Source organism: Comamonas odontotermitis, from assembly GCF_020080045.1.
GTDB classification, from domain to species: Bacteria; Pseudomonadota; Gammaproteobacteria; order Burkholderiales; family Burkholderiaceae_C; genus Comamonas; species Comamonas odontotermitis.
In genome coordinates, this window is record NZ_CP083452.1 from 223,911 (window position 1) to 248,813 (window position 24,903).

General features: G+C 60.2%; 30 protein-coding genes and 2 tRNA genes. 27 read left to right on the forward strand and 5 right to left on the reverse strand.

Going from position 1 to position 24,903, the window contains the following annotated elements; all coding sequences use genetic code 11:
• Positions 1–152: 152 nt before the first annotated feature.
• The 20 genes from LAD35_RS21285 (at position 153) to LAD35_RS21380 (ending at position 11,343) form a co-directional block, all read left to right on the forward strand.
• Positions 153–1,751 (forward strand): glycerol-3-phosphate dehydrogenase/oxidase, encoded by a 1,599-nt coding sequence (locus LAD35_RS21285; protein WP_224152941.1) that lies wholly within the window; start codon positions 153–155, stop codon positions 1,749–1,751.
• Positions 1,752–2,010: 259 nt separating this feature from the next.
• Positions 2,011–2,379, forward strand: coding sequence for a 50S ribosomal protein L14 (gene rplN, locus LAD35_RS21290; protein WP_184705451.1), 369 nt, complete (start codon positions 2,011–2,013; stop codon positions 2,377–2,379).
• A gap of 10 nt (positions 2,380–2,389) precedes the next feature.
• Complete coding sequence (gene rplX, locus LAD35_RS21295) at positions 2,390–2,710, forward strand: 50S ribosomal protein L24 (protein WP_184705453.1); 321 nt, start codon at positions 2,390–2,392, stop codon at positions 2,708–2,710.
• Positions 2,711–2,720: 10 nt separating this feature from the next.
• Positions 2,721–3,269 carry a 50S ribosomal protein L5 gene (gene rplE, locus LAD35_RS21300; protein ID WP_184705455.1) on the forward strand — a complete coding sequence of 183 codons (549 nt, stop codon included), beginning with the start codon at positions 2,721–2,723 and terminating at the stop codon, positions 3,267–3,269.
• Between the two features lie 8 nt (positions 3,270–3,277).
• Positions 3,278–3,583 carry a 30S ribosomal protein S14 gene (gene rpsN, locus LAD35_RS21305; RefSeq protein WP_184705457.1) on the forward strand — a complete coding sequence of 102 codons (306 nt, stop codon included), beginning with the start codon at positions 3,278–3,280 and terminating at the stop codon, positions 3,581–3,583.
• Between the two features lie 18 nt (positions 3,584–3,601).
• A complete protein-coding gene (rpsH, locus tag LAD35_RS21310) occupies positions 3,602–3,997 on the forward strand; it encodes a 30S ribosomal protein S8 (RefSeq protein WP_224152943.1) in 396 nt (131 codons plus the stop codon).
• Positions 3,998–4,025: 28 nt separating this feature from the next.
• A complete protein-coding gene (rplF, locus tag LAD35_RS21315) occupies positions 4,026–4,559 on the forward strand; it encodes a 50S ribosomal protein L6 (RefSeq protein WP_224152945.1) in 534 nt (177 codons plus the stop codon).
• Between the two features lie 11 nt (positions 4,560–4,570).
• The gene (gene rplR / locus LAD35_RS21320) at positions 4,571–4,936 is read left to right on the forward strand and encodes a 50S ribosomal protein L18 (RefSeq protein ID WP_184705463.1); all 366 of its coding nucleotides are present in this window, start codon (positions 4,571–4,573) and stop codon (positions 4,934–4,936) included.
• A 15-nt stretch (positions 4,937–4,951) separates the two neighbouring features.
• Complete coding sequence (gene rpsE, locus LAD35_RS21325) at positions 4,952–5,470, forward strand: 30S ribosomal protein S5 (protein ID WP_224152946.1); 519 nt, start codon at positions 4,952–4,954, stop codon at positions 5,468–5,470.
• Positions 5,471–5,484: 14 nt separating this feature from the next.
• The gene (rpmD, locus tag LAD35_RS21330) at positions 5,485–5,667 is read left to right on the forward strand and encodes a 50S ribosomal protein L30 (RefSeq protein WP_066475638.1); all 183 of its coding nucleotides are present in this window, start codon (positions 5,485–5,487) and stop codon (positions 5,665–5,667) included.
• 11 nt (positions 5,668–5,678) lie between these two features.
• Complete coding sequence (gene rplO / locus LAD35_RS21335; RefSeq protein WP_184705467.1) at positions 5,679–6,110, forward strand: 50S ribosomal protein L15; 432 nt, start codon at positions 5,679–5,681, stop codon at positions 6,108–6,110.
• A gap of 22 nt (positions 6,111–6,132) precedes the next feature.
• Positions 6,133–7,452 carry a preprotein translocase subunit SecY gene (secY, locus tag LAD35_RS21340; RefSeq protein WP_184705469.1) on the forward strand — a complete coding sequence of 440 codons (1,320 nt, stop codon included), beginning with the start codon at positions 6,133–6,135 and terminating at the stop codon, positions 7,450–7,452.
• 93 nt (positions 7,453–7,545) lie between these two features.
• On the forward strand, positions 7,546–7,659 hold the full coding sequence (rpmJ, locus tag LAD35_RS21345; RefSeq protein ID WP_003050535.1) for a 50S ribosomal protein L36: 114 nt from the start codon (positions 7,546–7,548) through the stop codon (positions 7,657–7,659).
• 21 nt (positions 7,660–7,680) lie between these two features.
• Positions 7,681–8,046 (forward strand): 30S ribosomal protein S13, encoded by a 366-nt coding sequence (rpsM, locus tag LAD35_RS21350; RefSeq protein WP_184705471.1) that lies wholly within the window; start codon positions 7,681–7,683, stop codon positions 8,044–8,046.
• 17 nt (positions 8,047–8,063) lie between these two features.
• Positions 8,064–8,468: a 30S ribosomal protein S11 gene (rpsK, locus tag LAD35_RS21355; RefSeq protein WP_054257670.1), complete on the forward strand. Its 405-nt coding sequence runs from the start codon at positions 8,064–8,066 to the stop codon at positions 8,466–8,468.
• A gap of 82 nt (positions 8,469–8,550) precedes the next feature.
• Positions 8,551–9,174, forward strand: a complete 624-nt coding sequence (rpsD, locus tag LAD35_RS21360) for a 30S ribosomal protein S4 (protein ID WP_224152948.1) — start codon at positions 8,551–8,553, stop codon at positions 9,172–9,174.
• Between the two features lie 119 nt (positions 9,175–9,293).
• Entirely contained in the window at positions 9,294–10,289 is a 996-nt protein-coding gene (locus tag LAD35_RS21365; protein WP_224152950.1) for a DNA-directed RNA polymerase subunit alpha, read from the forward strand.
• Between the two features lie 105 nt (positions 10,290–10,394).
• On the forward strand, positions 10,395–10,781 hold the full coding sequence (gene rplQ / locus LAD35_RS21370) for a 50S ribosomal protein L17 (protein ID WP_224152952.1): 387 nt from the start codon (positions 10,395–10,397) through the stop codon (positions 10,779–10,781).
• Between the two features lie 221 nt (positions 10,782–11,002).
• Positions 11,003–11,079 (forward strand) — tRNA-Met (locus tag LAD35_RS21375).
• A gap of 187 nt (positions 11,080–11,266) precedes the next feature.
• Positions 11,267–11,343 (forward strand) — tRNA-Met (locus tag LAD35_RS21380).
• A 102-nt stretch (positions 11,344–11,445) separates the two neighbouring features.
• Here the strand turns inward: LAD35_RS21380 and LAD35_RS21385 are convergent.
• Entirely contained in the window at positions 11,446–11,859 is a 414-nt protein-coding gene (locus LAD35_RS21385) for a VOC family protein (RefSeq protein ID WP_224152953.1), read from the reverse strand.
• A 105-nt stretch (positions 11,860–11,964) separates the two neighbouring features.
• On the opposite strand from LAD35_RS21385, the gene LAD35_RS21390 reads away from it, so the two are divergent.
• Together LAD35_RS21390 and LAD35_RS21395 are read left to right on the forward strand one after the other, a co-directional pair.
• Positions 11,965–12,762, forward strand: coding sequence for a PhaM family polyhydroxyalkanoate granule multifunctional regulatory protein (locus LAD35_RS21390; RefSeq protein ID WP_224152954.1), 798 nt, complete (start codon positions 11,965–11,967; stop codon positions 12,760–12,762).
• 106 nt (positions 12,763–12,868) lie between these two features.
• Positions 12,869–14,161: an FIST signal transduction protein gene (locus LAD35_RS21395; RefSeq protein ID WP_224152955.1), complete on the forward strand. Its 1,293-nt coding sequence runs from the start codon at positions 12,869–12,871 to the stop codon at positions 14,159–14,161.
• 86 nt (positions 14,162–14,247) lie between these two features.
• Here LAD35_RS21395 and LAD35_RS21400 read toward each other — a convergent pair whose 3' ends face one another.
• A complete protein-coding gene (locus LAD35_RS21400) occupies positions 14,248–15,000 on the reverse strand; it encodes a helix-turn-helix domain-containing protein (protein ID WP_184705485.1) in 753 nt (250 codons plus the stop codon).
• 119 nt (positions 15,001–15,119) lie between these two features.
• Here LAD35_RS21400 and LAD35_RS21405 point away from each other — a divergent pair, with 119 nt between their 5' ends.
• The 4 genes from LAD35_RS21405 to LAD35_RS21420 all read left to right on the forward strand — a co-directional run bounded on the left by LAD35_RS21405 (position 15,120) and on the right by LAD35_RS21420 (position 18,829).
• Complete coding sequence (locus tag LAD35_RS21405; protein WP_224152956.1) at positions 15,120–15,974, forward strand: hypothetical protein; 855 nt, start codon at positions 15,120–15,122, stop codon at positions 15,972–15,974.
• Between the two features lie 29 nt (positions 15,975–16,003).
• Positions 16,004–17,935: an MFS transporter gene (locus LAD35_RS21410; RefSeq protein WP_224153215.1), complete on the forward strand. Its 1,932-nt coding sequence runs from the start codon at positions 16,004–16,006 to the stop codon at positions 17,933–17,935.
• Entirely contained in the window at positions 17,932–18,453 is a 522-nt protein-coding gene (locus LAD35_RS21415; RefSeq protein WP_224152957.1) for a hypothetical protein, read from the forward strand. The genes LAD35_RS21410 and LAD35_RS21415 overlap by 4 nt, the downstream gene beginning before the upstream one ends.
• Positions 18,454–18,541: 88 nt before the next feature.
• Positions 18,542–18,829, forward strand: a complete 288-nt coding sequence (locus tag LAD35_RS21420; RefSeq protein ID WP_224152958.1) for a DUF333 domain-containing protein — start codon at positions 18,542–18,544, stop codon at positions 18,827–18,829.
• Between the two features lie 132 nt (positions 18,830–18,961).
• Here the strand turns inward: LAD35_RS21420 and LAD35_RS21425 are convergent, their stop codons facing one another.
• From LAD35_RS21425 to mdeB, 3 genes are all read right to left on the reverse strand, one after another.
• On the reverse strand, positions 18,962–19,867 hold the full coding sequence (locus LAD35_RS21425; RefSeq protein ID WP_224152959.1) for a dienelactone hydrolase family protein: 906 nt from the start codon (positions 19,865–19,867) through the stop codon (positions 18,962–18,964).
• A gap of 185 nt (positions 19,868–20,052) precedes the next feature.
• Entirely contained in the window at positions 20,053–21,258 is a 1,206-nt protein-coding gene (locus tag LAD35_RS21430; RefSeq protein ID WP_396022795.1) for an ABC transporter substrate-binding protein, read from the reverse strand.
• Between the two features lie 253 nt (positions 21,259–21,511).
• Entirely contained in the window at positions 21,512–24,211 is a 2,700-nt protein-coding gene (gene mdeB, locus LAD35_RS21435) for an alpha-ketoglutarate dehydrogenase (protein WP_377779302.1), read from the reverse strand.
• 183 nt (positions 24,212–24,394) lie between these two features.
• Here mdeB and LAD35_RS21440 point away from each other — a divergent pair, with 183 nt between their 5' ends.
• Positions 24,395–24,895: a YiaA/YiaB family inner membrane protein gene (locus LAD35_RS21440; protein WP_224152961.1), complete on the forward strand. Its 501-nt coding sequence runs from the start codon at positions 24,395–24,397 to the stop codon at positions 24,893–24,895.
• Positions 24,896–24,903 lie beyond the last annotated feature (8 nt).

Consider the following 24,903-nt stretch of genomic DNA (forward strand, 5'->3'; position numbering starts at 1 on the left):
TGCTTGTTTGAGGATGGTTTTGTTACGTTTGATCAAAATTTATCAAAAACGAATCATTGTTTCCGGCTAGATTGCATCAAAAACGAAAAAGAGCGAAAATTTAGGAAACGCAACGCGGGCATGCCGCCGTCTGATCACCAGTTTTCCTGTTCATGAATACCTCGACCTCTCCCCAAGCAACGGTTCGCGCTGAGCTACTCCAGCAGCTGGCGCAGACGCCTTCTTTTGACCTGGCCGTGGTAGGCGGAGGCGCAACCGGCCTGGGCGTGGCGCTGGATGCAGCGGCGCGCGGTTTCAAGGTGGTACTGCTGGAGGCCATGGACTTTGCCAAGGGCACATCCTCGCGTGCCACCAAACTGGTGCACGGCGGTGTGCGCTACCTGGCGCAAGGCAATATCGCACTGGTGCGTGAGGCGCTGCATGAGCGCACTACCTTGCTGCACAATGCGCCGCACATTGCACAGCCGCTTGCCTTCGTCATGCCTTCGTACCGGCTGCTGGACACGCCTTTCTACGGCATCGGCCTCAAGATGTATGACGCACTGGCGGGCAAGGCGGGGCTGGGCTCGACCCAGTTCCTGTCGGCTGGCGCTACCCGTGGCCTGCTGCCAACGGTACAGGGCAAGGGCCTCAAGGGGGGCGTCAAATACTGGGACGGTCAGTTCGACGATGCCCGCCTGGCACTGGCGCTGGCGCGCACGGCTGCGGCCAAGGGCGCGTTGCTGATCAATTACTGTCCGGTGACCGGGCTGGTGCAGGAAGGTGGCCGTGTCGTCGGCCTGGAATGCAAGGACGCGGAGACCGGCCAGGCATATACGGTGCGTGCACGTTGCGTGGTCAACGCCACCGGCCCCTGGGTGGATCAACTGCGCCAGGAAGACGCGCAGATGCTTGGCAAGCCAGTCAAAGCCATGGTCGCCCCCAGCCAGGGTGTGCACCTGGTGGTCGACCGTGAATTCCTGCCCAGCGACCACGCGCTTTTGGTGCCCAAGACCGCCGACGGTCGGGTGCTTTTCGCCGTGCCGTGGCTGGGCAAGGTGATCCTGGGTACCACTGACACCCCGCGCCATGACCTGGCGCGCGAGCCGGTGCCGTTTGACGAAGAAGTGAACTTCATCCTCAGTGAAGCGGGCAAATACCTCAGCCGCCAGCCTACGCTGGCCGACGTGCGCAGCATGTGGGCAGGCCTGCGTCCCCTCGCCAAGCCGCAGGATGACGACGGCGAAAACACCAAGGGCATCAGCCGTGAGCACACTGTGCTCACCAGCAAATCGGGCATGGTGACCGTGACAGGTGGCAAGTGGACCACCTACCGCGCCATGGCGGAAGACGTGCTCGAGGCCTGCTTCAATGCGGGGGAGCTGCCGCGCAAGCCTGGCGGGGTGACGGTGAACCTGCCGCTGGTGGGCTCGCCCGCCTCGGGCCGCTCGCAGCACAGCATGCACATGGGGCAGGGCATGCACTCTTATGGGAGCGAGGCAGCGGTCATCGAAGCCCTGCCGGGTGCATCCGTCTGGCTGGCTGATGGCCTGAGCGAAGCCATGGTGCGCTTTGCCGCGCGCCATGAGTACGCTCGCACTGTGGAAGATGTGCTGGCCCGCCGCAACCGGATGCTGTTTCTGGATGCGCGTCTGGCTGCCAAGCTGGCCCCTCGGGTGGCCGAAATCCTGCGTGAGGAATTGGGGGCAGATCCTGCGCTGGAGTCTTTTTTGGCATTGGCGCAACAGTACACAGGCAAAAAACGGGCGTAAAACCGCCAAAGCGGAACCGGACGGTGGTTGCGCTATTGACAGAGGGGAGGCGCTCTGTCAGAATAATCAGCTTCGCGCGTAATTTGGCGACCATTTCTTGGTTTGACTGAATTCACGCGTGAGGTTTCTGCCCAGGAGAAGCATCGTAAATGGTTGCGGTGTGGACGACGGGCCCAAGACTGACTGGCTGCTTGGCTGTCCATGAGGATTAATTCTTATTGGGCTGTCCGGTCTGCTGGTGCAAGTTGGGAATATTGAAATGATCCAGACAGAATCTCGACTCGAGGTTGCCGACAATACCGGCGCGAAGTCTGTCCAGTGCATCAAAGTGCTGGGTGGTTCGCACCGTCGCTATGCGAGCGTTGGCGACATTATCAAGGTGAGCGTGAAAGAAGCTGCTCCACGTGGCCGCGTCAAAAAAGGCGAGGTCTACAGTGCTGTGGTGGTGCGTACCGCTAAGGGTATTCGCCGTGCTGACGGTTCGCTCGTCAAATTCGATGGCAACGCTGCAGTGTTGCTCAATGCAAAGCTGGAGCCTATCGGCACCCGTATCTTTGGCCCCGTGACGCGTGAACTGCGTACCGAGCGCTTCATGAAGATCGTGTCCCTGGCCCCTGAAGTTCTCTAAGGACAGCACCATGAACAAGATTCGCAAGGGCGACGAAGTGGTCGTGCTGACTGGGCGCGACAAGGGCAAGCGCGGCGTTGTGACGCTGCGCGCTGATGACTCCCACCTGGTGATCGAAGGCATCAACCTGGTGAAGAAGCACGTCAAGCCAAACCCCATGAAGGGCACCAACGGCGGTATCGTGGAAAAGGCCATGCCTATCCACCAATCGAACGTGGCGATCTTCAATGCGGCGACCGGCAAGGGTGACCGCGTGGGCATCAAGGTGAACGCCGACGGCGCACGTGTTCGCGTGTTCAAGTCCAATGGCGCTGAAATCAAGGCAGCCTAAGGAGTAAGACATGGCAAACGTTGCACGACTGCAAAAACAATACCGTGAGCAAATCGCTCCCGAACTGATGAAGAAGTTCGGCTACACCTCCCCAATGGAAGTGCCTCGCCTGACCAAGATCACCCTGAACATGGGTGTGAGCGAAGCCGTTTCCGACAAGAAGGTGATGGACAACGCTGTGGCTGACCTGACCAAGATTGCTGGTCAGAAGCCTGTGGTGACCAAGGCCAAGAAGGCTATCGCTGGTTTCAAGATCCGCGAAGGCCAGGCTATCGGCTGCATGGTGACCCTGCGTGGCGTTCAGATGTATGAGTTCCTGGACCGTTTCGTGACCGTGGCACTGCCTCGCGTGCGTGACTTCCGTGGTATCTCTGGCCGCGCTTTTGATGGCCGTGGTAACTACAACATCGGCGTCAAAGAACAGATCATCTTCCCTGAAATTGAGTACGACAAAGTCGACGCACTGCGTGGTCTCAACATCAGCATTACGACGACTGCGAAGAATGACGACGAAGCCAAGGCTTTGTTGCAGGCTTTCCGCTTCCCGTTCAAGAACTGAGGTGATGCATGGCTAAACAAGCACTGATCCAACGCGAACTGAAGCGTGAAAAGCTGGCTGCAAAGTACGCAGCCAAGTATGCAGAACTGAAGGCAATCGCCGGTGACAGCAAGCGCACCGACGAAGAGCGTGAAGCAGCCCGTCTGGGCCTGCAGAAGCTGCCTCGCAATGCAAACCCCAATCGTCAACGTGCACGTTGCGAAATCACGGGTCGTCCCCGTGGCACCTTCCGTCAATTCGGTCTGGGCCGCGCCAAGATTCGTGAACTGGCATTTGTCGGCGCCATCCCCGGCGTGACCAAGGCCAGCTGGTAAGCAGTCAGGAGATTAAACATGAGCATGAGTGATCCAATCGCTGACTTGCTGACCCGTATCCGCAACGCCCAAATGGTGTCCAAGGCCACCGTGTCGGTGCCATCTTCCAAAGTGAAGGTTGCCATCGCCCAGGTGCTGAAGGAAGAGGGTTACATCGACGGCTTCGAAGTGAAGACCGAAGATGGCAAGTCTGAACTCGCAATTACCTTGAAGTACTACGCCGGTCGCCCAGTGATCGAGCGTATCGAGCGCGTGAGCCGTCCTGGCCTGCGTGTGTACAAGGGCCGCAATGCAATTCCTCAAGTCCAAAACGGCTTGGGCGTTGCTATCGTTACCACTCCCAAGGGCGTGATGACGGATCGCAAGGCGCGCGCTACCGGTGTCGGCGGCGAAGTGCTTTGCTATGTGGCTTAACCCGTGGCATTGAAGGAGAAATACTGAAATGTCCCGCGTAGCAAAAATGCCTGTGAGCATCCCCCAAGGTGTGGATGTCTCCATCAAGGAAGACCAAATCAGCGTGAAGGGCGCCGGCGGTACGCTGGCTCTGGCCCCTAACGCCCTGGTCAAGGTGACCAATAACGAAGGTAAGCTGGCTTTCGAGCCAGTGAACGACTCCCGCGAAGCCAACGCCATGAGCGGCACCATGCGTCAGCTGGTGAACAACATGGTGGTTGGTGTGAGCAAGGGCTTCGAAAAGAAGCTGTCTCTCGTCGGCGTGGGTTACAAGGCTGCAGCCTCTGGCAGCAAGCTGAACCTGAGCGTTGGTTTCTCCCACCCAGTCAACTTTGAAATGCCTGCTGGCATCACCGTTGCCACCCCTACCCCTACGGAAGTGGTGATCAAGGGTGCTGACCGCCAACGTGTTGGTCAGCTGGCAGCAGAGATTCGTGCCGTTCGTCCTCCCGAGCCTTACAAGGGCAAGGGCATCCGTTATTCGGATGAGAAGGTCACGATCAAAGAGACTAAGAAGAAATAAGGAGCTGCATGATGTTCAACAAGAAAGAGCAGCGTCTTCGTCGTTCCCTGCAGACCCGCATCCGCATTGCCAACCAAGGCGTTGCGCGTTTGACGGTGAACCGTACGAACCTCCATATCTATGCCACGATCATTTCCGGCGACGGCACCAAGGTAATCGCTACTGCATCGACGGCCGAAGCCGAAGTGCGCAGCAACCTGGGCGCTTCCGGCAAGGGTGGCAACACCGCAGCAGCGACTCTCATCGGCAAGCGCATCGCTGAAAAGGCGAAGGCAGCTGGCGTTGAAAAGGTTGCTTTCGACCGTGCAGGTTTTGCATACCACGGCCGCGTGAAGGCTCTGGCTGATGCAGCCCGCGAAGCCGGCCTGCAGTTCTAAGCGGAGTGGATAGAAATGGCTAAATTTTCCCCCAAAGTGCAAGACGAAGGTCGTGACGACGGTTTGCGCGAAAAAATGATCGCGGTGAACCGCGTCACCAAGGTTGTGAAGGGTGGTCGTATTCTCGGCTTCGCTGCACTGACCGTGGTTGGCGACGGTGACGGCCGCGTTGGCATGGGCAAGGGCAAGTCCAAGGAAGTGCCTGCTGCCGTGCAGAAGGCTATGGAAGAAGCTCGTCGCAACATGATCAAGGTGTCGCTCAAGAACGGCACCCTGCATCACACCGTGATGGGTCACCATGGCGCTGCCAACGTGATGTTGGCTCCTGCTCCCAAGGGTACCGGTATCATTGCCGGCGGCCCAATGCGCGCCGTTTTCGAAGTCCTGGGCATCACCGATATCGTGGCCAAGAGCCACGGTTCGTCGAATCCCTACAACATGGTTCGCGCCACTTTCGACGCTTTGAACAATTCCACGACCCCTTCGGAAGTGGCAGCAAAGCGTGGCAAGTCGGTTGAAGACCTGTTCGCCTGATCGGAGTCGTCACTATGACAACGCAACAAACTGTGAAGGTCCAACTGGTGCGTAGCCCGATTGGTACCAAGCAAGACCACCGCGCCACCGTGCGTGGTCTGGGTCTGCGCAAGCTGAACAGCATCAGCGAACTGAAGGACACCCCCGAAGTGCGCGGCATGATTAACAAGATCGCCTACCTGGTGAAGGTTCTCTGAAAGGATTGATGATGGAACTCAATAGCATCAAGCCTGCAGCAGGTGCCAAGCACGCCAAGCGTCGCGTGGGCCGTGGTATCGGTTCGGGTCTGGGTAAGACCGCCGGCCGTGGCCACAAGGGTCAGAAGTCGCGTTCGGGTGGCTACCACAAGGTAGGCTTCGAAGGCGGTCAAATGCCTCTGCAGCGTCGTTTGCCAAAGCGCGGTTTCAAGTCGACCACGCTGAAGTTCAACGCCGAAGTGTCGCTGGCTGCTCTGGAGCGCCTGGGCGCCGCAGAAGTGGATCTGGCAGTGCTGAAGCAAGCTGGCCTGGTTGGTCAGCTGGCCAAGGTCGTGAAGGTGATCAAGGCTGGTGAACTCACCAAGGCCGTGAAGCTCAATGGCATCGGTGCCACCGCTGGTGCCAAGGCTGCGATCGAAGCCGCTGGCGGCAGCATCGCCTAACCTTTTCTGAAAGAAATCATCAGTGGCTACGAACACCGCAACCATTGCAAAGACCGGTAAGTACGGCGATTTGCGTCGTCGTTTGGTTTTTCTGTTGCTGGCGCTGATCGTCTACCGCATCGGGGCTCATATTCCGGTGCCTGGTATCGATCCAAACCAGTTGCAGCAGCTGTTCAATAGCCAACAGGGTGGCATTCTCAATCTGTTCAACATGTTCTCGGGCGGAGCGCTCTCGCGCTTCACCGTGTTTGCACTGGGGATCATGCCGTACATCTCGGCATCGATCATCATGCAATTGATGACTTATGTCGTCCCGACATTCGAGCAGATGAAGAAAGAGGGCGAAGCCGGCCGTCGCAAGATCACCCAGTACACCCGTTACGGTGCGCTGGCCCTTGCATTGTTCCAGTCACTCGGCATTGCCGTTGCGCTGGAAGGCACCGCCGGTTTGGTTCTCAGCCCTGGATTCGGGTTCCGTCTTACTGCTGTGGTCAGCCTGACTGCCGGTACGATGTTCCTGATGTGGTTGGGTGAGCAGATCACAGAGCGTGGTTTGGGCAACGGGATCTCGATCCTGATCTTCGCTGGTATTGCTGCGGGTCTCCCCAGCTCCATCGGCGGTTTGCTCGAATTGGTGCGCACTGGTGCGATGAGCATCATTGCCGCGATCTTCATCGTCCTCGTGGTGGCAGCCGTGACGTACTTCGTCGTGTTTGTCGAGCGCGGTCAACGCAAGATCCTGGTGAATTACGCGCGCCGTCAGGTTGGAAACAAGGTGTATGGTGGCCAGTCTTCGCACTTGCCGCTGAAGCTGAACATGGCAGGTGTGATTCCTCCCATCTTCGCTTCGTCGATCATCTTGCTGCCTGCTACGGTTGTGAACTGGTTCAGCGCTGGCGAATCGATGCGTTGGCTCAAGGACATTGCTGGTACGTTGACTCCTGGTCAACCTATCTATGTGATGCTCTACGCCGCAGCGATCATCTTTTTCTGCTTCTTCTATACGGCTCTGGTTTTCAACAGCCGCGAAACGGCCGATAACCTGAAGAAGAGTGGTGCCTTTATTCCCGGTATTCGACCAGGGGATCAGACAGCACGCTATATTGATAAGATTTTGGTGCGTTTGACACTTGCAGGGGCGATCTACATCACCTTTGTGTGTCTGCTGCCAGAGTTCTTGATCCTGAAGTACAACGTTCCGTTCTATTTCGGTGGCACTTCCTTGTTGATCATCGTGGTGGTGACTATGGACTTTATGGCCCAGGTACAAAACTACATGATGTCTCAGCAGTATGAGTCGCTTCTGAAGAAGGCGAACTTCAAGGCCTCAGCCAAAAACTGAGATCGACAGGAAAGTGTGCCCTCCAGTCTGTTCGGGCTAAAAATTTGAAATGCCGTCACAGACTGGAGCGGATGGAAGTTTTAGGAGAATGAAATGAGAGTTTCAGCTTCGGTAAAGAAGATTTGCCGTAACTGCAAGATCATCCGTCGCAAGGGTGTCGTACGCGTGATCTGCACCGACCAGCGCCACAAGCAGCGCCAAGGTTGATTGAAAGACTAGAGGACGCAAATGGCACGTATTGCTGGTATTAACATTCCTCCGCACCAACATGCGGAGATCGGCCTGACCGCTATCTATGGCATCGGTCGTACCACGGCTCGCAAGATCTGCGAAACCACGGGTATCGACTACGCCAAGAAAGTAAAGGATTTCACGGACGCTGATCTGGAAAAGATCCGTGACGCGATTGCTCACCTGACCCTGGAAGGTGACTTGCGTCGTGAAACCACGATGAACATCAAGCGTTTGATGGACATCGGCTGCTACCGCGGTTTCCGTCATCGTCGTGGTCTGCCCATGCGTGGTCAACGTACCCGCACCAATGCCCGTACCCGCAAGGGTCCGCGCAAGGGCGCAGCGGCTTTGAAGAAATAAGAGATTGAAGGTACACAATGGCTAAGTCTCCTGCAAACAACGCAGCTGCTCGTGTACGTAAGAAAGTTCGCAAGAACATTTCTGACGGTATTGCACACGTTCACGCTTCGTTCAACAACACCATCATCACGATCACCGACCGCCAAGGCAATGCTCTGTCTTGGGCTTCGTCCGGTGGCCAGGGTTTCAAGGGCTCTCGCAAGTCGACGCCTTTTGCTGCCCAGGTTGCTTCCGAAGTGGCCGGCCGTGCTGCCATGGAACAAGGTATCAAGAACCTGGACGTCGAGATCAAGGGCCCAGGCCCAGGTCGTGAATCCTCGGTTCGCGCCTTGGGTGCGTTGGGCATCCGCATCACGTCGATCTCCGATGTGACGCCAGTGCCTCACAACGGCTGCCGCCCTCAAAAGCGTCGTCGTATCTAATTCACCATAAGCCCACCGCCGCCAGTGCATGGTGCTCTGGCGGCTCCCGCATTTATGCGGTAGCTGAAAAAAGGATATTCAAGTGGCACGTTTTATTGGCCCTAAGGGCAAACTTTCCCGCCGCGAAGGCGTAGACCTGTTCCTCAAGAGCGCACGTCGCTCGATTGCGGACAAAGTCAAGCTGGACACCAAGCCAGGCCAACATGGCCGCACTTCGGGTGCCCGCACTTCCGACTACGGTCTGCAACTGCGCGAAAAGCAGAAGGTCAAGCGCATGTACGGCGTGCTGGAAAAGCAATTCCGCCGCTACTTCGCTGAAGCCGATCGTCGTCGTGGCAACACTGGCGCCAATCTGCTGAGCCTGCTGGAAAGCCGTCTGGACAACGTGGTGTACCGCATGGGCTTCGGTTCGACCCGTGCTGAAGCGCGTCAGCTGGTGTCGCACAAGGCAATCACCGTGAACGGCCAATCCGTCAACATCTCTTCCTACTTGGTCAAGGAAGGCGATGTGGTTGCCGTGCGCGAAAAGTCCAAGAAGCAAGCCCGCATCGTGGAAGCTCTGCAACTGGCTGGCCAAGTGGGTTTCCCTGCTTGGGTGGAAGTGTCGGCAGACAAGGCTGAAGGCGTCTTCAAGAAGGCTCCTGACCGCGACGAATTCGGCGCTGACATCAACGAATCGCTGATCGTCGAACTGTATTCCCGTTAATTCCGACGGTCGGTTTTCGACTGCAGAAGTATCCGTCCCAGAACCGCGAGGCATCGCGGTTCTGGTGCTTCACCAGCCTTACCGGTGTAACGAGCCGGGGGTATTGAGAGGAAGTTTGCATGCAAACCAATTTGCTGAAACCCAAGACAATCAACGTAGAACAGCTGGGCCACAATCGTGCCGAGGTGGAGCTGGAGCCGTTCGAGCGTGGTTATGGCCACACTCTGGGCAATGCCCTGCGCCGTGTTCTGTTGTCGTCCATGGTGGGTTATGCAGCGACGGAAGTAACCATTGCAGGCGTGCTGCACGAATACTCGTCCATCGATGGCGTCCAGGAAGATGTGGTCAACATCTTGCTGAACCTCAAGGGCGTGGTCTTCAAGCTGCACAACCGTGATGAAGTCACCCTGAGCCTGCGCAAGGATGGCGAAGGTGTGGTGACGGCCGCTGATATCCAGACGCCGCACGACGTTGAAATCATCAACCCTGATCACATCATTGCCAACCTGTCGCAAGGCGGCAAGCTGGACATGCAGATCAAGGTGGAAAAGGGCCGTGGCTATGTGCCCGGTAACGTCCGCCGCTACGGTGACGAGTCGACCAAGTCGATCGGCCGCATCGTGCTGGACGCATCGTTCTCGCCTATTAAGCGCGTGAGCTACACGGTGGAATCCGCTCGTGTGGAACAGCGTACCGATCTGGACAAGCTGGTTCTCGAGATCGAAACCAACGGCGCCATCGCTGCAGAAGATGCAGTGCGCTCGTCGGCCAAGATCCTAGTGGAGCAGCTGGCTGTGTTTGCCCAACTGGAAGGTGGCGCGCTCGACGTGTTCGACCAACCTGGTGGCCAGGCACGTAACAACGCCACGTTCGATCCGATCCTGCTGCGTCCTGTGGATGAGCTGGAGCTGACCGTGCGTTCTGCCAACTGCCTGAAGGCTGAGAACATCTACTACATCGGTGATCTGATCCAGCGCACCGAGAACGAGTTGCTCAAGACGCCTAACCTGGGTCGCAAGTCGCTCAACGAGATCAAGGAAGTCCTGGCTTCCCGTGGTCTGACGCTGGGCATGAAGCTTGAAAACTGGCCACCTGCCGGTCTGGAAAAGCGTTAAGTTATAATGACGGGCTTCCCGTTTCGGGAAAGCCCATTTGTAGTGCGTCAGACAGTACCTGATACGGCTGTTTGATTGAATCAATGATTTAAAAGGAAAAGCACCATGCGTCACGGACACGGCCTCCGTAAACTGAACCGCACCTCGTCTCACCGTAAGGCGATGCTGCAAAACATGATGAATTCGCTCATCGAGCACGAAGCCATCAAGACCACTGTGCCCAAGGCCAAGGAACTGCGCAAGGTGATCGAGCCCATGATCACCCTGGCCAAGGTGGACACCGTTGCCAACCGTCGTCTGGCGTTTGACCGTCTGCGTGACCGCGACAGCGTCACCAAGCTGTTCAACGTGCTGGGTCCTCGCTCGGCGAACCGTCCTGGCGGCTACACCCGTATCCTGAAGATGGGTTACCGTGTGGGTGACAACGCTCCTATGGCGTTTGTCGAGCTGGTGGACCGCGCTGAAGAAGCCGGTGAAGCCGCTGCTGAATAAGCTTTCGCAATTTTTGCAAAGCTGAGGAGAGAGCCCACTTCGGTGGGCTTTTTCTTTTTGGCTGCTTATATGTGGGTGGTGCAGCGGCTTTCGTGACCTGCAGGAAGATGGATTCCTGCTTGGACCCGCTTGGACCGAGGCTTCAGATGCTGCAGTGCAAAATATTTCCAAAATATGGCAATGGACTTCATATCAAGGAAATCGCTGGGTTATAATTGCGGTGCGCGATGGAGCAGTCTGGTAGCTCGTTGGGCTCATAACCCAAAGGTCGGAGGTTCAAATCCTTCTCGCGCAACCAGAACACCAAAAGCCAGCTTTTCAGCTGGCTTTTTTGTTGTTGCTGCGAGCAGTTCGCCCTCTCTGCAGGCGGTTCGTCATTCCAGCCGGACCTGTCATGGACGCGCTATCAAAGTTGCAGCTGCGAAAATAATCAGGAAAAGCGCAAGACTCCAGAAATGCCACCCCATATCGCGCTATAATTGCGGTGCGCGATGGAGCAGTCTGGTAGCTCGTTGGGCTCATAACCCAAAGGTCGGAGGTTCAAATCCTTCTCGCGCAACCAGAACATCAAAAGCCAGCTTTCCAGCTGGCTTTTTTGTGCCCGCCATTCAGCAGAGCGCTGGGCACATTGGTAGGCTGAGTTGCTGCCAATGTCATACCGCCGTCAGTTGGCATACAGCTGCTTCAGTGACCGGAAGCCCTTGACCTCAATCGGGTTGCCTGAAGGGTCGTAGAAGAACATCGTCCACTGCTCGCCCGGCTGTCCTTCGAAGCGCACCTGGGGCTCTAGCACGAATTGGGTATGCGCATCACGCAGGCGCTGCGCCAATTGCTGCCAATCCTGCAACTCCAGCACCAGACCAAAATGCGGCATGGGCACCAGGTGGTCGCCCACATGGCCGGTGTTGGTGGTCTCGAACGGCTTGCCGAGATGGCATGAGATCTGATGGCCGAAAAAATCGAAATCCACCCATGTATCGGTACTGCGGCCCTCGGTGCAGCCCAGAGTGGCGCCGTAGAACTGTCGTGCGGCATTCAGATCGTGGACGTGGAAGGCAAGGTGAAAGAGGCTTTGCATAGAGGGAAACCTGGATGGAGAAGCGGATAGCCAGCGGTCAGCCGATCGGATAAGCTGCCACAACGCCTTGGGCGGAAACAGCGGCAACAACAGGAGGCTATTTTCATGGCGACGAGCAGCGATTCATTCAATCCTTTTGCACCCGGCTTTGATTTTTTGCAGAAACTGGCCCAGGGCGGAGTGGCAAGCAGCGCCTCGGCATTTCCCCAATGGAGTGACTGGGTGGCCCCGACCATGAGCGTGGACGACCTCGAAAAGCGCATTGGCGAGCTCAAAACCGTGTTGTTCTGGCTGGAGCAGAACCAGCGTGCCCTGGCGGCCACGATCCAAGCGATGGAAGTGCAGAAGATGACACTTTCTGCACTCCAGACGATGAACGTTCCCGTGGAGAACTGGGCCACTTCGGTGGTGCAGAACTGGCAGCAGTTCGCCAACGGCTCGGGCGCGGAGGCTGCGACGGCCGGGCAGAAGGGCGCCGCACCAAAGGCGCCTGCCGCACAGGAGGTTCCGCCCCTCGCTGCAAAGCCGCCTGTGGCCGCAAGCGCGCCCCCGGATGCATCCACCAAAAAGGATGGCCCGGGCGTGACTGCCAATGCTTCTGGCGGTACAGGTGCAGATCCCCTGCAGTGGTGGAGCGCCCTGACCCAGCAGTTTCAGCACATCGCGCAGCAGGCCGTGCAGGATGTGACCCAGCACGCCATGCAGCATGCGGCCACCACGCAGGAAGCGGCTGCCACGGCGATGGAGGCGATGGGTGCGACAGGTGGCGCAGCCACCAAGGCGAAGGCCAAGAGCCCCGTTGCCAGGAAGCCGGCAGCGAAGGCGCCAGCAGGCAAGGCTGCGGCGCCATGGGCTCCCGCCAAGCGCGCTGCGGCCAAGAAACCGGTGTCCGGTCGAAAATAGGCACTGGTCTGCGGGCGGGCCACGACCGCAGTTCCGTTTTGCGGCGACCCCGAAGCGGTCATGGCTGACACCGCCATGGTGCCGGCCGGACCGTAGAATGATCCGCATGAAACGGTTTCCCTATGGTCACGCCACCCACCCCGATTGGCGCATGGCCGTCTCGCTGGTGGTGGCACAGATACGCGGTCGCATGGCGCAGAGCGGCTATGCCCGCAATCCCAGCCTGGGGGTTGCATATTTCAGTGACGCCTTTGCCAGCCACGCCGAGGCGTTGCTCGAAGCCTTGCAGGATGAATTCCCCGAAGTGAGCGACTGGTCGGGCGCCGTGGGGGCTGGCGTCATGGCGACGCGTGCGGAATACCTGACCGAGCCTGCACTGGCCGTGATGCTGCTGGATCTACCGCGCCACGCGTATCGAGTGTTTTCCGGCATTGCGCCCTTGCGCTCGGAGGGGGGCGTTCCTCACGGCGCTTCTGCCGCGCTTTTCAGCACGTGGCAACAGGCGCTGGTACATGCAGATGCCAACCTGCATGATTTGCCAGATCTGCTGCAGGAACTGGCTGCCCGCACCGGGGCTGGTCAATTGCTGGGCGGGTTGTGCTCCGGCTCGGCGCCCCCCTTGCAACTGGCGTGGAGCAAAGCGCTGGAGCCCCGGCACAGCGGCGTGTTTCATGGCGGGATCTCGGGCCTTGCCTTCGGTGCAGATGCAGCGGCCCTGCAGTCCGTGACCCAGGGCTGCCAGCCAATCGGCGGGCGGATGCGCATCACTGCCTTGCAGGACAATGTGCTGCTGTCGCTGGACGGGCGCCCGGCGCTGGAGGTGCTGGAGGAGATCATGTTGGTGCGCATGGACACCCATCCGGAGCTGGCGACGCGCAAGATGCGCAACATGCAGGTGGCCCTGGAGAATATTGACCACCCTCAAAGCGTGTACGAAGGACAACTGCCACCGCAGGCACGCGTCTGTTCACTGCTGGGCGTGGATACACGCCGAGGCGGGATCGTGCTGCCCGAATCGGCGCTGGAGCAGAAGTATCTGCGCTTTTGCCAGCGCAATTGGACCGCCGCTCGCGCCGACCTGTTGCGCATGTGTGCTGAACTGCGTGAATCGCTGGCGCCCGCCAATGGCCAGCCGCTGTTGGCGGGCGGCTCACAGCTTTCTGTTGAGGCAGAAGGCGTGCCGGAGGCGGTACAGGAGCGTGCCATTGCCGGCGCCATCTATATCAGTTGCACGGGCCGCGGCGGTGGCTATTTTGGCGCGGAGAACGGCGAACTGGAGCTGTTGCACCATGTGCTGGGCGATATTCCGCTGATCGGCTTTTTCAGCCAGGGCGAAATCGCTGGCCAGCAACTGCATCGCTACAGTGGTGCGTTGCTGGTGTTCACGCAAGAAGTTTAGTAAAAATGCCTGCTGATCGCTTGAAGGAAAAGCGCAAGCAGCTATCGTTTTTGAAGATAGGGCTTGCAGAGGCAACAGCGCAAGACTCACCGTTCGCCGCCGGTTCCGGTGCGGCGCATGGCGGTGAACACTGACAGCTCCCACCCACGCATCGCCAGCAGCAGGGTATAGCCTTCGCGCTCCTTCTCAGACAGGCGCTGGTCAGTCAAATGCTGCTGGGCAAAGTCCTGCGCCACCCGTTGCAGCCGCTCCAGAAAGGCAGGGGCCAGGGTGCGGCTGATCGAGCCGTGTACCAGCATCAGGCCTTCGCCCGCCTTGTCGAAGGTACCAGAGTAGTAATCGTGCAGCGCGTTCTCGCGGAAGTACTCCATCACCGGGCCATGCGGGCGCCAACGGAAGGTCTTGGCCAGCTTGAGGCGATAGCGGTTCATTGGCCGCAGCTCGATGATGCCGATGCGGTCCAGCTGTGCCAGGTACTTGATGCCTTCGGCCTCGGTCAGGCGGTAGGTGGCCAGCACCTGCTCCAGCGTCCACTGGCTGAGCACGCAGATGGCCATCAGCAGCAGCTTCTTGTCGGCAATCACCGCCTGCTCCTGCTGCTGCGTCAGCTCCTTGATCAGCGGCTGGTTGTCGGCTACCCGGCGCGCAAGGTCAGCAAAGTCCAGCCGCAGCACATGGCAGATGGCATCGATGCGCGACAGCGGCATATCGCCTTTGGCCAGCATGCGCTTGACGCTCGACTCCGCCATGCCCAGCGCATCGGCCAGGTCGGCATAGGTCATCTGTGCGGCTTTGAGTTCTTTCTTGAGGGCGGTGACCAGGTCAGCAGTGGTGCTCATGGATTTTGCGAAATAGTATCGAAAATTGCTACTCTGGGCGCCATCATAGGCGATCACTGCATGAATTCGAGACGCCGTGATGGCACCTCGCCACAGTGGCGGCCATGACCGATACATCCATGCCTTCACCCCTCTTGTATCGCGTGACACCTGCCGAATGGCTGCTGTACGCGAGCTACGCCGCTTTGCTGGCGCTGGCCTGCCTCGGCCCCTATGTGCCACAAGCTGCGCACTACCATGATTTTGCGGACCAGCGCGCGCTATGGGGCCTGCGCAACGCGCTGGACGTGCTCAGCAATTTGCCGTTTGCGCTCATTGGTGTCCTGGGCCTGTGGCGCGGCGTGTGGCAGGCGCCGGCTGCGGTGCGTGCCGACAGCGCGCCCCCCTGGCTGGCCCTGGTGTTTGGCGGCCTGCTGCTCACTGCGGCTGGCTCCAGCTATTACCACCTGATGCCTGATGACTGGCGCGTGTTCTGGGATCGCCTGGGCATGGTGCCCGTGTTTGCCGGTGTGCTGGCCCTGGCGCTGCAGTCGGTGCTTTCACGGCGTGCGGCTGTGGTGACGGCCGTGCTGGTGTTGGCGCTTGGGCCGCTGTCGCTGTGGGTATGGCTGCAAACCGGCCAGTTGCTGCCCTGGGCGGTGCTGCAGGGAGCAGGCATGGTGCTGCTGCTGGCGGTGGCGCTGTGGCAACGTTTCTCTGCCGTCAATGCGCGGGCCGCTGAAGGGCAATTGTTGTGGCCATGGGGGGCTGTTGTGGCCTGGTATGCGCTGGCCAAGGTGCTGGAGTTGGGCGATTCCTTTGTCTGGAGCATCAGCCACCATTGGGTGGGCGGCCATGCGTTGAAGCATGTAGCGGCAGCGCTGGCACTGGTGCCGCTTTTGATAATGGTGCGGCGTGTGCGCAACGCAGAGCGCCTGCCTGCGTCTGCCGCAGGCACAATCAGGCCCACGCTGGTGCAAGGGCCTCAGCCATGATCAAAACCACCAGCCAGGAGACCCCGGAAATGAGCCGTCAGGAAACAAGCGCCGCTGCGGATGCGCCCGCCCACCCCAATCAGTTTGCCTTGTTGGGCCAACGCCGCTTTGCGCCATTTTTCTGGACCCAGTTTGCCGGCGCGGCCAATGACAACCTGTTCAAGTTCGCCTTCACGGTGATGGTCACCTACCAGTTGCAGGTGGCATGGATGCCACCCTCCATGGCGGGCCTGGTGATTGGCGCCTTGTTCATTTTGCCGTTTTTGTTGCTGTCGGCCACCTCGGGGCAGCTCACCGACAAGTTTCCCAAGCACCGGATGATCCGCTTTGTGAAGGATCTGGAAATCGGCATCATGCTGATTGCAGGTATCGGCTTCTGGATCGAGAGCCCGGTGATCCTGCTGGCCTGCGTGTTCCTGATGGGGGTGCATTCCACCTTGTTCGGCCCGGTCAAATACGCCTACCTGCCCCAGGTGCTGCGCGATGACGAGTTGACGGGCGGCAATGGCATGGTCGAGATGGGTACCTTTGTCGCCATTTTGCTGGGCAATGTGGTGGGCGGTCTGCTGGTGGCGCTGCCTCAGATCGGGCACGCATCGGTCGCTGTTGCCTGCATCGCCTTGGCGCTGGTGGGTCGTCTGATGGCCCAGGGCGTGCCGGTGGCGGCCGCCACCGATCCAGGCCTGCAGATCAACTGGAACCCGCTGACCGAGACCTGGCGCAATCTCAAACTGGCCAAGAGCAATGTCGTGGTGTTCCGCTCGCTGCTGGGCATCAGCTGGATGTGGTTCTTCGGTGCCGTGTTCCTGAGCCAATTTCCCAGTTTTGCCAAGGAAGTGCTGCACGGCAACGAACATGTGGCATCGCTGCTGCTGGTGGTGTTTTCCATCGGCATCGGCATCGGTTCTCTGCTGTGCGAGGTGATGTCGCGCCGCCAGGTGGAAATCGGCCTCGTGCCCATGGGGGCCATCGGCATGAGCGTATTTGCAATCGACCTCTACTTTGCTTCGCGCAGCCTGCCCGCGGCGCCGCTGATGGATGTGGGGGCCTTCATCTCGCAGCCGGCCCATTGGCGGGTGATGGCCGATCTGCTGCTGCTGTCGCTGTTTGCGGGTCTCTACAGTGTTCCCATGTATGCGCTCATCCAGATGCGCAGCCAGCCTACGCACCGTGCCCGCATCATCGCGGCCAACAATATTCTCAATGCGCTGTTCATGATTGCCAGCTCCGTCAGCGCGGGCGCATTGCTGGGAGCGGGTTTCAGCGTGCCACAGATATTTTTGATGACCGGCATCGCCAATGCCATCGTGGCGGGATATATCTTCTTCCTGGTGCCGGAATACCTGCTGCGCTGCGTGGCCTGGGTGGCCACGCACCTGGTCTACCGGTTCAGGGTGGCGGGCGCGCACCACATTCCCACGGACGGACCGGCGCTGCTCACCTGCAACCATGTGAGCTTTGTGGACCCGATCCTGCTGATGGCAGCGAGCCCGCGTCCCATCCATTTCGTGATGGATTACCGCATCTTCCGCACTCCGCTGCTGGGCTGGTTGTTCCGCCTGTGCAAGGCCATTCCGATCGCGCCGCAGAAGGAAGACCCCGCCGTGTACGAAGCAGCCTTTGCCCGCGCCGCCCAGGTGTTGCGTGAAGGCGACCTGTTGGCTATCTTCCCCGAAGGGGCGATTACCCGTGACGGCCAGTTGCAGGAGTTCAAGGGCGGCATGATGAAGATTCTGGAACAGGCGAAGGCCGATGGCCTGCAGGTTCCGGTGGTGCCGATGGCGCTGTCGAATCTGTGGGGTTCGTACTTCAGCCGGGTGGAGCCGAAGGGCGCCATGACCCGGCCTTTCCGCCGTGGCCTGTTCAACCGGGTGACGCTGCGCGTCGGCGAGCCCTTGCCGCCCGAACAGTGCCAGCCAGCGCGTCTGCAGGAGCGCGTGCGAAGCCTGCTGGACCAATGAGCGCCGGCGCGGCTGCCTTGACCGATGCGCAGGCCACCGAGCGCATCCTGCAGTTTCTGCGGCAGATCGGTCTGGAGGTACGCGAGGAGCTTCTGCCCGGCGACTGCTTTCTGCCAGGCATTCGCATTGTGCAAGGCGGGCTGGTGGTGGATCGGCTGCAACTGCGCTGGCCTGGTGACCTGTTGCACGAAGCGGGGCATCTGGCGGTGGTGCCTGCCGCCTTGCGGCCTCGTATGGACGACGCCCTGGCGCAGCTACCCGTCATCGAGCATGGCGGAGAGACCGAGGCCACCGCGTGGGCCTGGGCGGCACTCACGCACCTTCAACTGCCGTCACAGGTGCTGTTCCATGAAGGCGGTTACCGTGGCCATGCCACTGGCCTGCGCATCAATTTTGAGATGGGTATCTATCTAGGGGCATCGGGCCTCGTGCATGCGGGTCTCGCCTGGTTGCCGGGCCCGGATCTGGCGGTTGGTGCACCCATTTATCCGCGTCTGCGGCAATGGCTCAGGGACTGATGCTGCTTTGGGATAATGGGCCCATCTGCAACGCAGCCCGCCAAGGCGCTTCAATGCCTGGCTGCTGCTAGAAGGAATGGAGAAGATTTTGATCGCTCGCTTTGCAAAAGGCACTGCTGCGCTGCTGGCGTTTGCGGCGCTGGCAGCCTGTACCAGCACGTCCGGCCTCAAGCCTCTGGAGGACCCCAACGAGAAAAAGCAGGAGTCGTACGCCACCACATACAAGGGCCCGCGCAGCCCGGCTTCGGCCTACTGCGTGCAGATGGGGGGCTCCCTGGTCGACACCCCCAAGGGCAAGAACACCTTGTGCCGCTGGCCGGATGGCAAGGAAATGGACCCGTGGGATCTGTTCTGGCGTGACAACCCGCTGAATTGAGCTTGCTGCAAATCCCAGGCTCGCTGCAGCTAGCCTGGATTCGGGGTGCTCAACGATATAAAAATAATAGCTGCCAGCGCTGAATAGTAAAGCGCTGGCAGCTATTTTTGTTTGAACAGGACTTGCCCGGGCCTATGCAACGCCCTTGGCCTTGAACCAGTCCTGCATGCGCTTCCAGCCGTCTTCTGCAGCGTCCTTGCGGTAGCTGGGGCGGTAGTCGGCGTGGAAGGCGTGGCCAGCGTCAGGGTAGATGTGGAAGCTGGAGGCTCCAGCAGCAGCGTTGCCTGCGCTGGCGGCTTTTTGCAGGTCCTGCTTCATCACATCGACGGAATCCAGCGGAATGCCCTGGTCCTTGCCGCCGTACAGGCCGAGCACGGGTGCCTTCAGATCGGCCGCAATATCGGTCGGGTGCTTGGGCTGCAGGCTGCCTGCGGTGCCTTCCAGGCGGCCATACCAGGCCACACCGGCTTTCACCTTGCCGGTGGCCGCATACAGCCAGGTGATACGGCCACCCCAGCAAAAGCCGGTGATGCCCGCGCGGCTTACATCGCCGCCATTGGCAGCGGCCCATTCCAGCGCGCCATCCAGGTCTTTCATCACCTGTGCGTCGGGCACCTTGCTGACCAATTCGGCCTGCAATTGGCTGATTTCGGTGTACTTGCGCGGGTCGCCCTGCCGGGCAAACAGTTCGGGGGCAATGGCCAGATACCCCAGCTTGGCCAGACGCCTGCAGGTGTCGGCGATGTAATCATGCACGCCAAAGATTTCCTGGATCACCAGGATCACCGGCAGATTGGCTTTGCCCTCGGGCGCCGCGCGGTACGCGCTGACCTGAAAGCCATCGACCGTGTACTGGATGGTGCCCGCCGTCAGGCCTGCATCGGATGTCTTGATGGCCGTTTGTGCCATGACAGGCGCAGCGGCTGCGGCGTAGCCCACGCCCAGTGCCATCTGCAGCGCGCTGCGGCGTGTGCTGCCTGCCGCAGTCGCGCGGCCGGGCAGGAGGGAGTCGAAATCGGCATTGGGAGAATGGGGCATGGGAATTCCTTTTCTGCGGATTGCAGTCCCATTATGGGGGACGATGAAAAATGGCCTGTCGCCCGCTTCGCAGGTCTGCACTTTCGCTGCCGTGCGGGGTGAAGGAAGGCATTGGGCGCCAAGTGCCCTTTGGCAAGAAAAATGCCTGGCAGGCGCCAGGCATGGGGGCGTAAGAACGTGTCAGGTCACTTCCACAGCGCGCACTTGGTTTCTTCCTTGGTGGTGAACACCTCGTCGCCGGGCAGCTTTTTGACGATCTTGTAGTAGTCCCAGGTGCCCTTGGATTCCTGTGGCGTCTTGACCTGAACGAGGTACATGTCGTGGATGTAGCTGCCGTCGGCGCGGATGGAGCCCGAGGCGAAGAAGTCGTCCATCTTCATGCCGCGCCAGGTTTCCATCACCTTGTCGGCATCGGTGGTGCCGGCAGCCTGCACGGCCTTGAGGTAGTTCATGGTGGCCGAGTAGTCGGCGGCCTGGATTTCGGTGGGGCGGCGCTGGGTTTTCTTCATGTAGGCATCGGCGAACTTGCGCGATGCGTCGTTCATGTCCCAGTACCAGCTGGTGACGAACTGCATGCCCGCCGTGTTCTTCAGCCCCAGGCTGTGGATGTCGCTGTAGAAGACGAGCAACGGTGCGATCTTCATCGATTTGTCGATGCCGAATTCCTTGGCGGCCTTGATGGCGTTGATGGTGTCGCCACCTGCATTGGCAAGCGCCAGTACCTGGGCCTTGGAGTTCTGTGCCTGCAGCAGGAAGGACGAGAAATCCGACGCATTGAGCGGATGGCGCACGGCGCTTGCCACGGCACCACCCTTGGCCTTGACAACCTTGGAGGCATCGGCTTCCATCGCATGGCCGAAGGCATAGTCGGCGGTCAGAAAGAACCAGTTCTTGCCGCCGTTGTCGACGATGGCGCCTGCCGCACCCTTGGAGAGGGCCACGGTGTCATAGGCATAGTGCACCGAGTAAGGGGTGCAGGCCTCGTTCGTCAGGGCGGAGGAGCCAGCGCCGTTGTTGATCATCACGCGTTTTTTCTCGTCCGCCACCTTGGCCAGCGCCAGGGCGGTGCCAGAGTTGGTGCCGCTGAAGATCATCGTCAGGTTCTGCGTGTCGATCCACTCGCGCGCCTTGCTGGCGGCAATGTCGGCCTTGTTCTGGTGGTCGACGGTGAGCAGCTCGATGGGCTTGCCCAGCACCTTGCCGCCAAAATCATCGATGGCCATCTGAATGGCGGTGGCGCCACCCTTGCCTTCGAGGTCAGCGTACAGGCTGGACATGTCGGAGATGTAGCCGATCTTGACCTTGTCCTGCGCGTGGGCCGTGCCCATGGCGGCGGTCAAACCCAGCAGTCCCAAGGTGGCCAAGGCCTGCGCCAGGCGTGTGCGTTGCATAGTTGCTCCTGATGTTGTGATGTTGTTCCAATGCGGCAGCCGCATGGCCCGATACTGGCACGCACAGCGACGGGCGGTATTGGGGCAATTACTGCGCCGCACGCCAGACCGTTGGTGGCAGAATTTGCATGAAAATAGCCATTGGCGCTCAACTGGTAAGCGCCAATAGCTATCAATTCAGGAGTCATCAGGCGTGATGTGCAGGCCTGGGCGGCTGCGCACAATGGCTTGGCTTTTTTGCCCAGATCAAGCTTTACTGTTGCTGGCTGCGCACATAGGTCTGCACGATGGCTGCCGCATCCACCGCAAAGTGGCGGCGCAGGGCAGCGCGCGAATCGCTGCGGCCGAAACCATCAGTGCCCAGCGTGTAATAGCGCTGGCGCGGCAGGCCCTGCGCATCGGCAGGCAGGTAGGCGCGCACCAGCTCGGGCAGGGCGCGCACATAGTCGCAGGCGGCGATGATGGGGCCTTGCGAGTGCTGCAACTGCTGGGCAAACCAGCCGGGCTGCAGCGGCTGGCCATCCGGGGCGTTGCGCCAGGCTTCGAGCTGTGCCTCGCCATCGCGTGCCAGCTCGGTGTAGCTGGTCACGCTCCAGACATCTGCTGCCACGCCATGCTCGCTCTCCAGTATGCGGGCGGCTTTCAGTACTTCGCCCATGATGGCGCCGCTGCCCAGGAGTTGCACGCGCTGCGTGCTCTCTTTTTTGCCAGCTTGCAGCAGGTACATGCCGCGCACCACGCCCTCGTGCGCATCAGGCGGCAGGCTGGGGTTGGCCACGTTTTCGTTGGTGACGGTGATGTAGTAGAACTCGTCGCACTGCTGCTGCAGCATGCGGTGCATGCCGTGGTCGATGATGACGGCCAGCTCTCCGGCAAAGGCCGGGTCGTAGCTTTTGCAGTTGGGCACGGTCGAGGCCGTCAGCAGGCTGCTGCCATCCTGGTGCTGCAGGCCTTCGCCGCCCAGTGTGGTGCGGCCGCTGGTTGCGCCGATCAGAAATCCGCGTGCCCGCTGGTCGGCAGCGGCCCAGATCAGATCGCCCACGCGCTGGAAGCCGAACATGCTGTAGAAGATGAAAAACGGCAGCATGGCGGTGCCGTGCGTGCTGTAGCTGGTGGCCGCAGCTGTCCATGAGGAGATGGCACCGGCTTCACTGATGCCTTCTTCCAGAATCTGGCCCGTGGTCTCTTCGCGGTACAGCAGCATCGATGCGTTGTCTTCCGGCTGGTACAGCTGGCCGAACGGCGCATAGATGCCGACCTGGCGGAACAGCCCCGCCATGCCGAAGGTACGGGCTTCATCGGCCACGATGGGAACGATGCGCGGGCCCAGCTCCTTGTCCTTGAGCAGGTTGCCCAGCTGGCGCACAAAGGCCATGGTAGTGCTCATGGGCTTGCCATCGGCCTCCAGCGCAAACTGTGCGGTAGCCTGCAGGCTGGGCACCGCCACCTGCGGGGCCTGGGTCTTGCGTGCGGGCAGAAAACCGCCCAGGGCCTGGCGGCGCGCATGCAGGTAGCGCATCTCGGCGCTGCCGTCGGCGGGTTTGAGGAAGGCCGCAGAGGTTGCCTGTACGTCGGTCAGCGGCAGGCTGAAGCGGTCGCGGAAGGCGAGCAGGTCTTCGGCGCCCAGTTTCTTTTGCTGGTGCGAAGTCATGCGGCCCTGGCCGATGCTGCCCATGCCGTAGCCCTTCATCGTCTTGGCCAGCACCACGGTGGGCTGGCCGCTGTGCGCGGCGGCGCTGGCAAAGGCGGCATGGATCTTGACCGGATCGTGTCCGCCCCGGCGCAGGCGGTCGATGTCGCTGTCGGAGAGGTGGGCGACGAGGGCGGCCAGCTCGGGGCTCTGGTTGAAGAAATGCTCGCGGTTGAAGGCGCCATCGTTGGCCGACAGGGTCTGGAACTCGCCATCGACCGTGTGCGCAAAGGTGCGTGCCAGCACATGGCTGTGGTCGCGTGCCAGAAGCGCATCCCATTCCGAGCCCCACAGGCATTTGACGACGTTCCAGCCCGCGCCGCTGAAGAGCGATTCCAGCTCATCGACGATGCGGCCGTTGCCGCGCACCGGGCCGTCGAGCCGCTGCAGGTTGCAGTTGATGACGAAGATGCAGTTATCCAGCCCTTCGCGGGCAGCGAGGGTGAGTGCCGCGATGGATTCGGGCTCGTCCATTTCGCCGTCGCCAAAAAAACCCCACACCTTGCGGCCAGCGGTGTCGGCCAGGCCTCGGTGCGCCAGGTAGCGCATGAAGCGCGCCTGGTAGATGGCGTTGATGGGGCCGATGCCCATCGAGCCGGTGGGAAACTGCCAGAACTCCGGCATCAGATAGGGGTGCGGATAGGAGCACAGGCCCTGAATGCCCTGGCTGGCGGCCACCAGCTCCTGGCGGTAGTGGCTCAGGTTGTCTTCTCCCAGCCGTCCCTCGAGAAAGGCGCGGGCATACACGCCGGGCGACGAATGCGGCTGAAAGAACACCAGGTCGGCGGCCTGGTGGCCGTCATCGGCGCGGAAGAAGTGGTTGAAGCCGGTCTCGAACAGATCGGCCGCCGATGCGTAGCTGGCGATGTGGCCACCCAGCTCGCCATGCGCGGCATTGGCGCGCACCACCATAGCCAGTGCATTCCAGCGCAGGATGGCAGAGAGTCTTTTTTCCAGGTCCACATCGCCCGGATAGGGCGGTTGCTCATCTACGGTGATGGTGTTGACATACGGCGTGTTGCCCGAAGGCTTCCACGCCACATGGCGCTTGCGGGCATGGGCAAGCAGCGCATCCAGCAGTGCGGCTGCCTGCTCCTTGCCCTGTGTTGCGCCATAGACGGCAAGCAGTCCATCGAAGGCCTCACACCATTCAGCCAGTTCGGCGGGGTCGGCTTGCGGGGCTGCAGGCAAATGGGTAGGGGGCTGGCGCACGGCGGTCTCCTGTCTGGCGCGGGAATGCGGGGATGCAATGGGCCCGATCATGCCATGGAAGGCTTTCTCTGCCCGATGGCCCGGCGACAGACGGGTGGTGACGAAAGTATCATTTTTCAATACCATTTTTATTGAAAGCTGCTACCGGCATTAAAGGGGGATGCTGGCAAGGCCGCTGGATTGCATGATGGCGCCGTGTTCAACCAACGCGGGGCCCGGATGCTCCGATCACACATGTCTCACTCATTCAACCCTGTTCAACGTGACACCCGTGCATGGCAATACCAGGTATGGATTTCGTTCGGTATTGCGATCTCGATGTGCGCGATCGGCCTGGCCTGGCTGCCGGGGCAACACCTGGAGCAGGCGTTCATGGTGATGGGCTATATGTTCTGTCTCTCGGCGGCCTTCGTGCTGGCCAAGTTTGTACGGGACAAGCAATCGGACAGCGGCAAGTCTGCTGGTGACACTCCGATGTGGCGCTTTGTGGTCTGGGGTGGCTTTGCCATCGCCATGGGCCTGACGGGCTGGGGCCTGCTGAGCATGGACATCAACCCCACCTACAAGGCGTTCCTGGGCGTGAGCTGGCTGTACATGATCACCACGGCCTTCACCCTGGCCAAGATGCTGCGCGACAAGCATGAATCGGATCTGGCTGCAGCCTTGTACAGTGCCCGCGCCATGCGTAGCGAGCAGCGCAACCCAGAAGTGAGCAGCAGCCAGGAGCGCGTGTGAACGCGGGC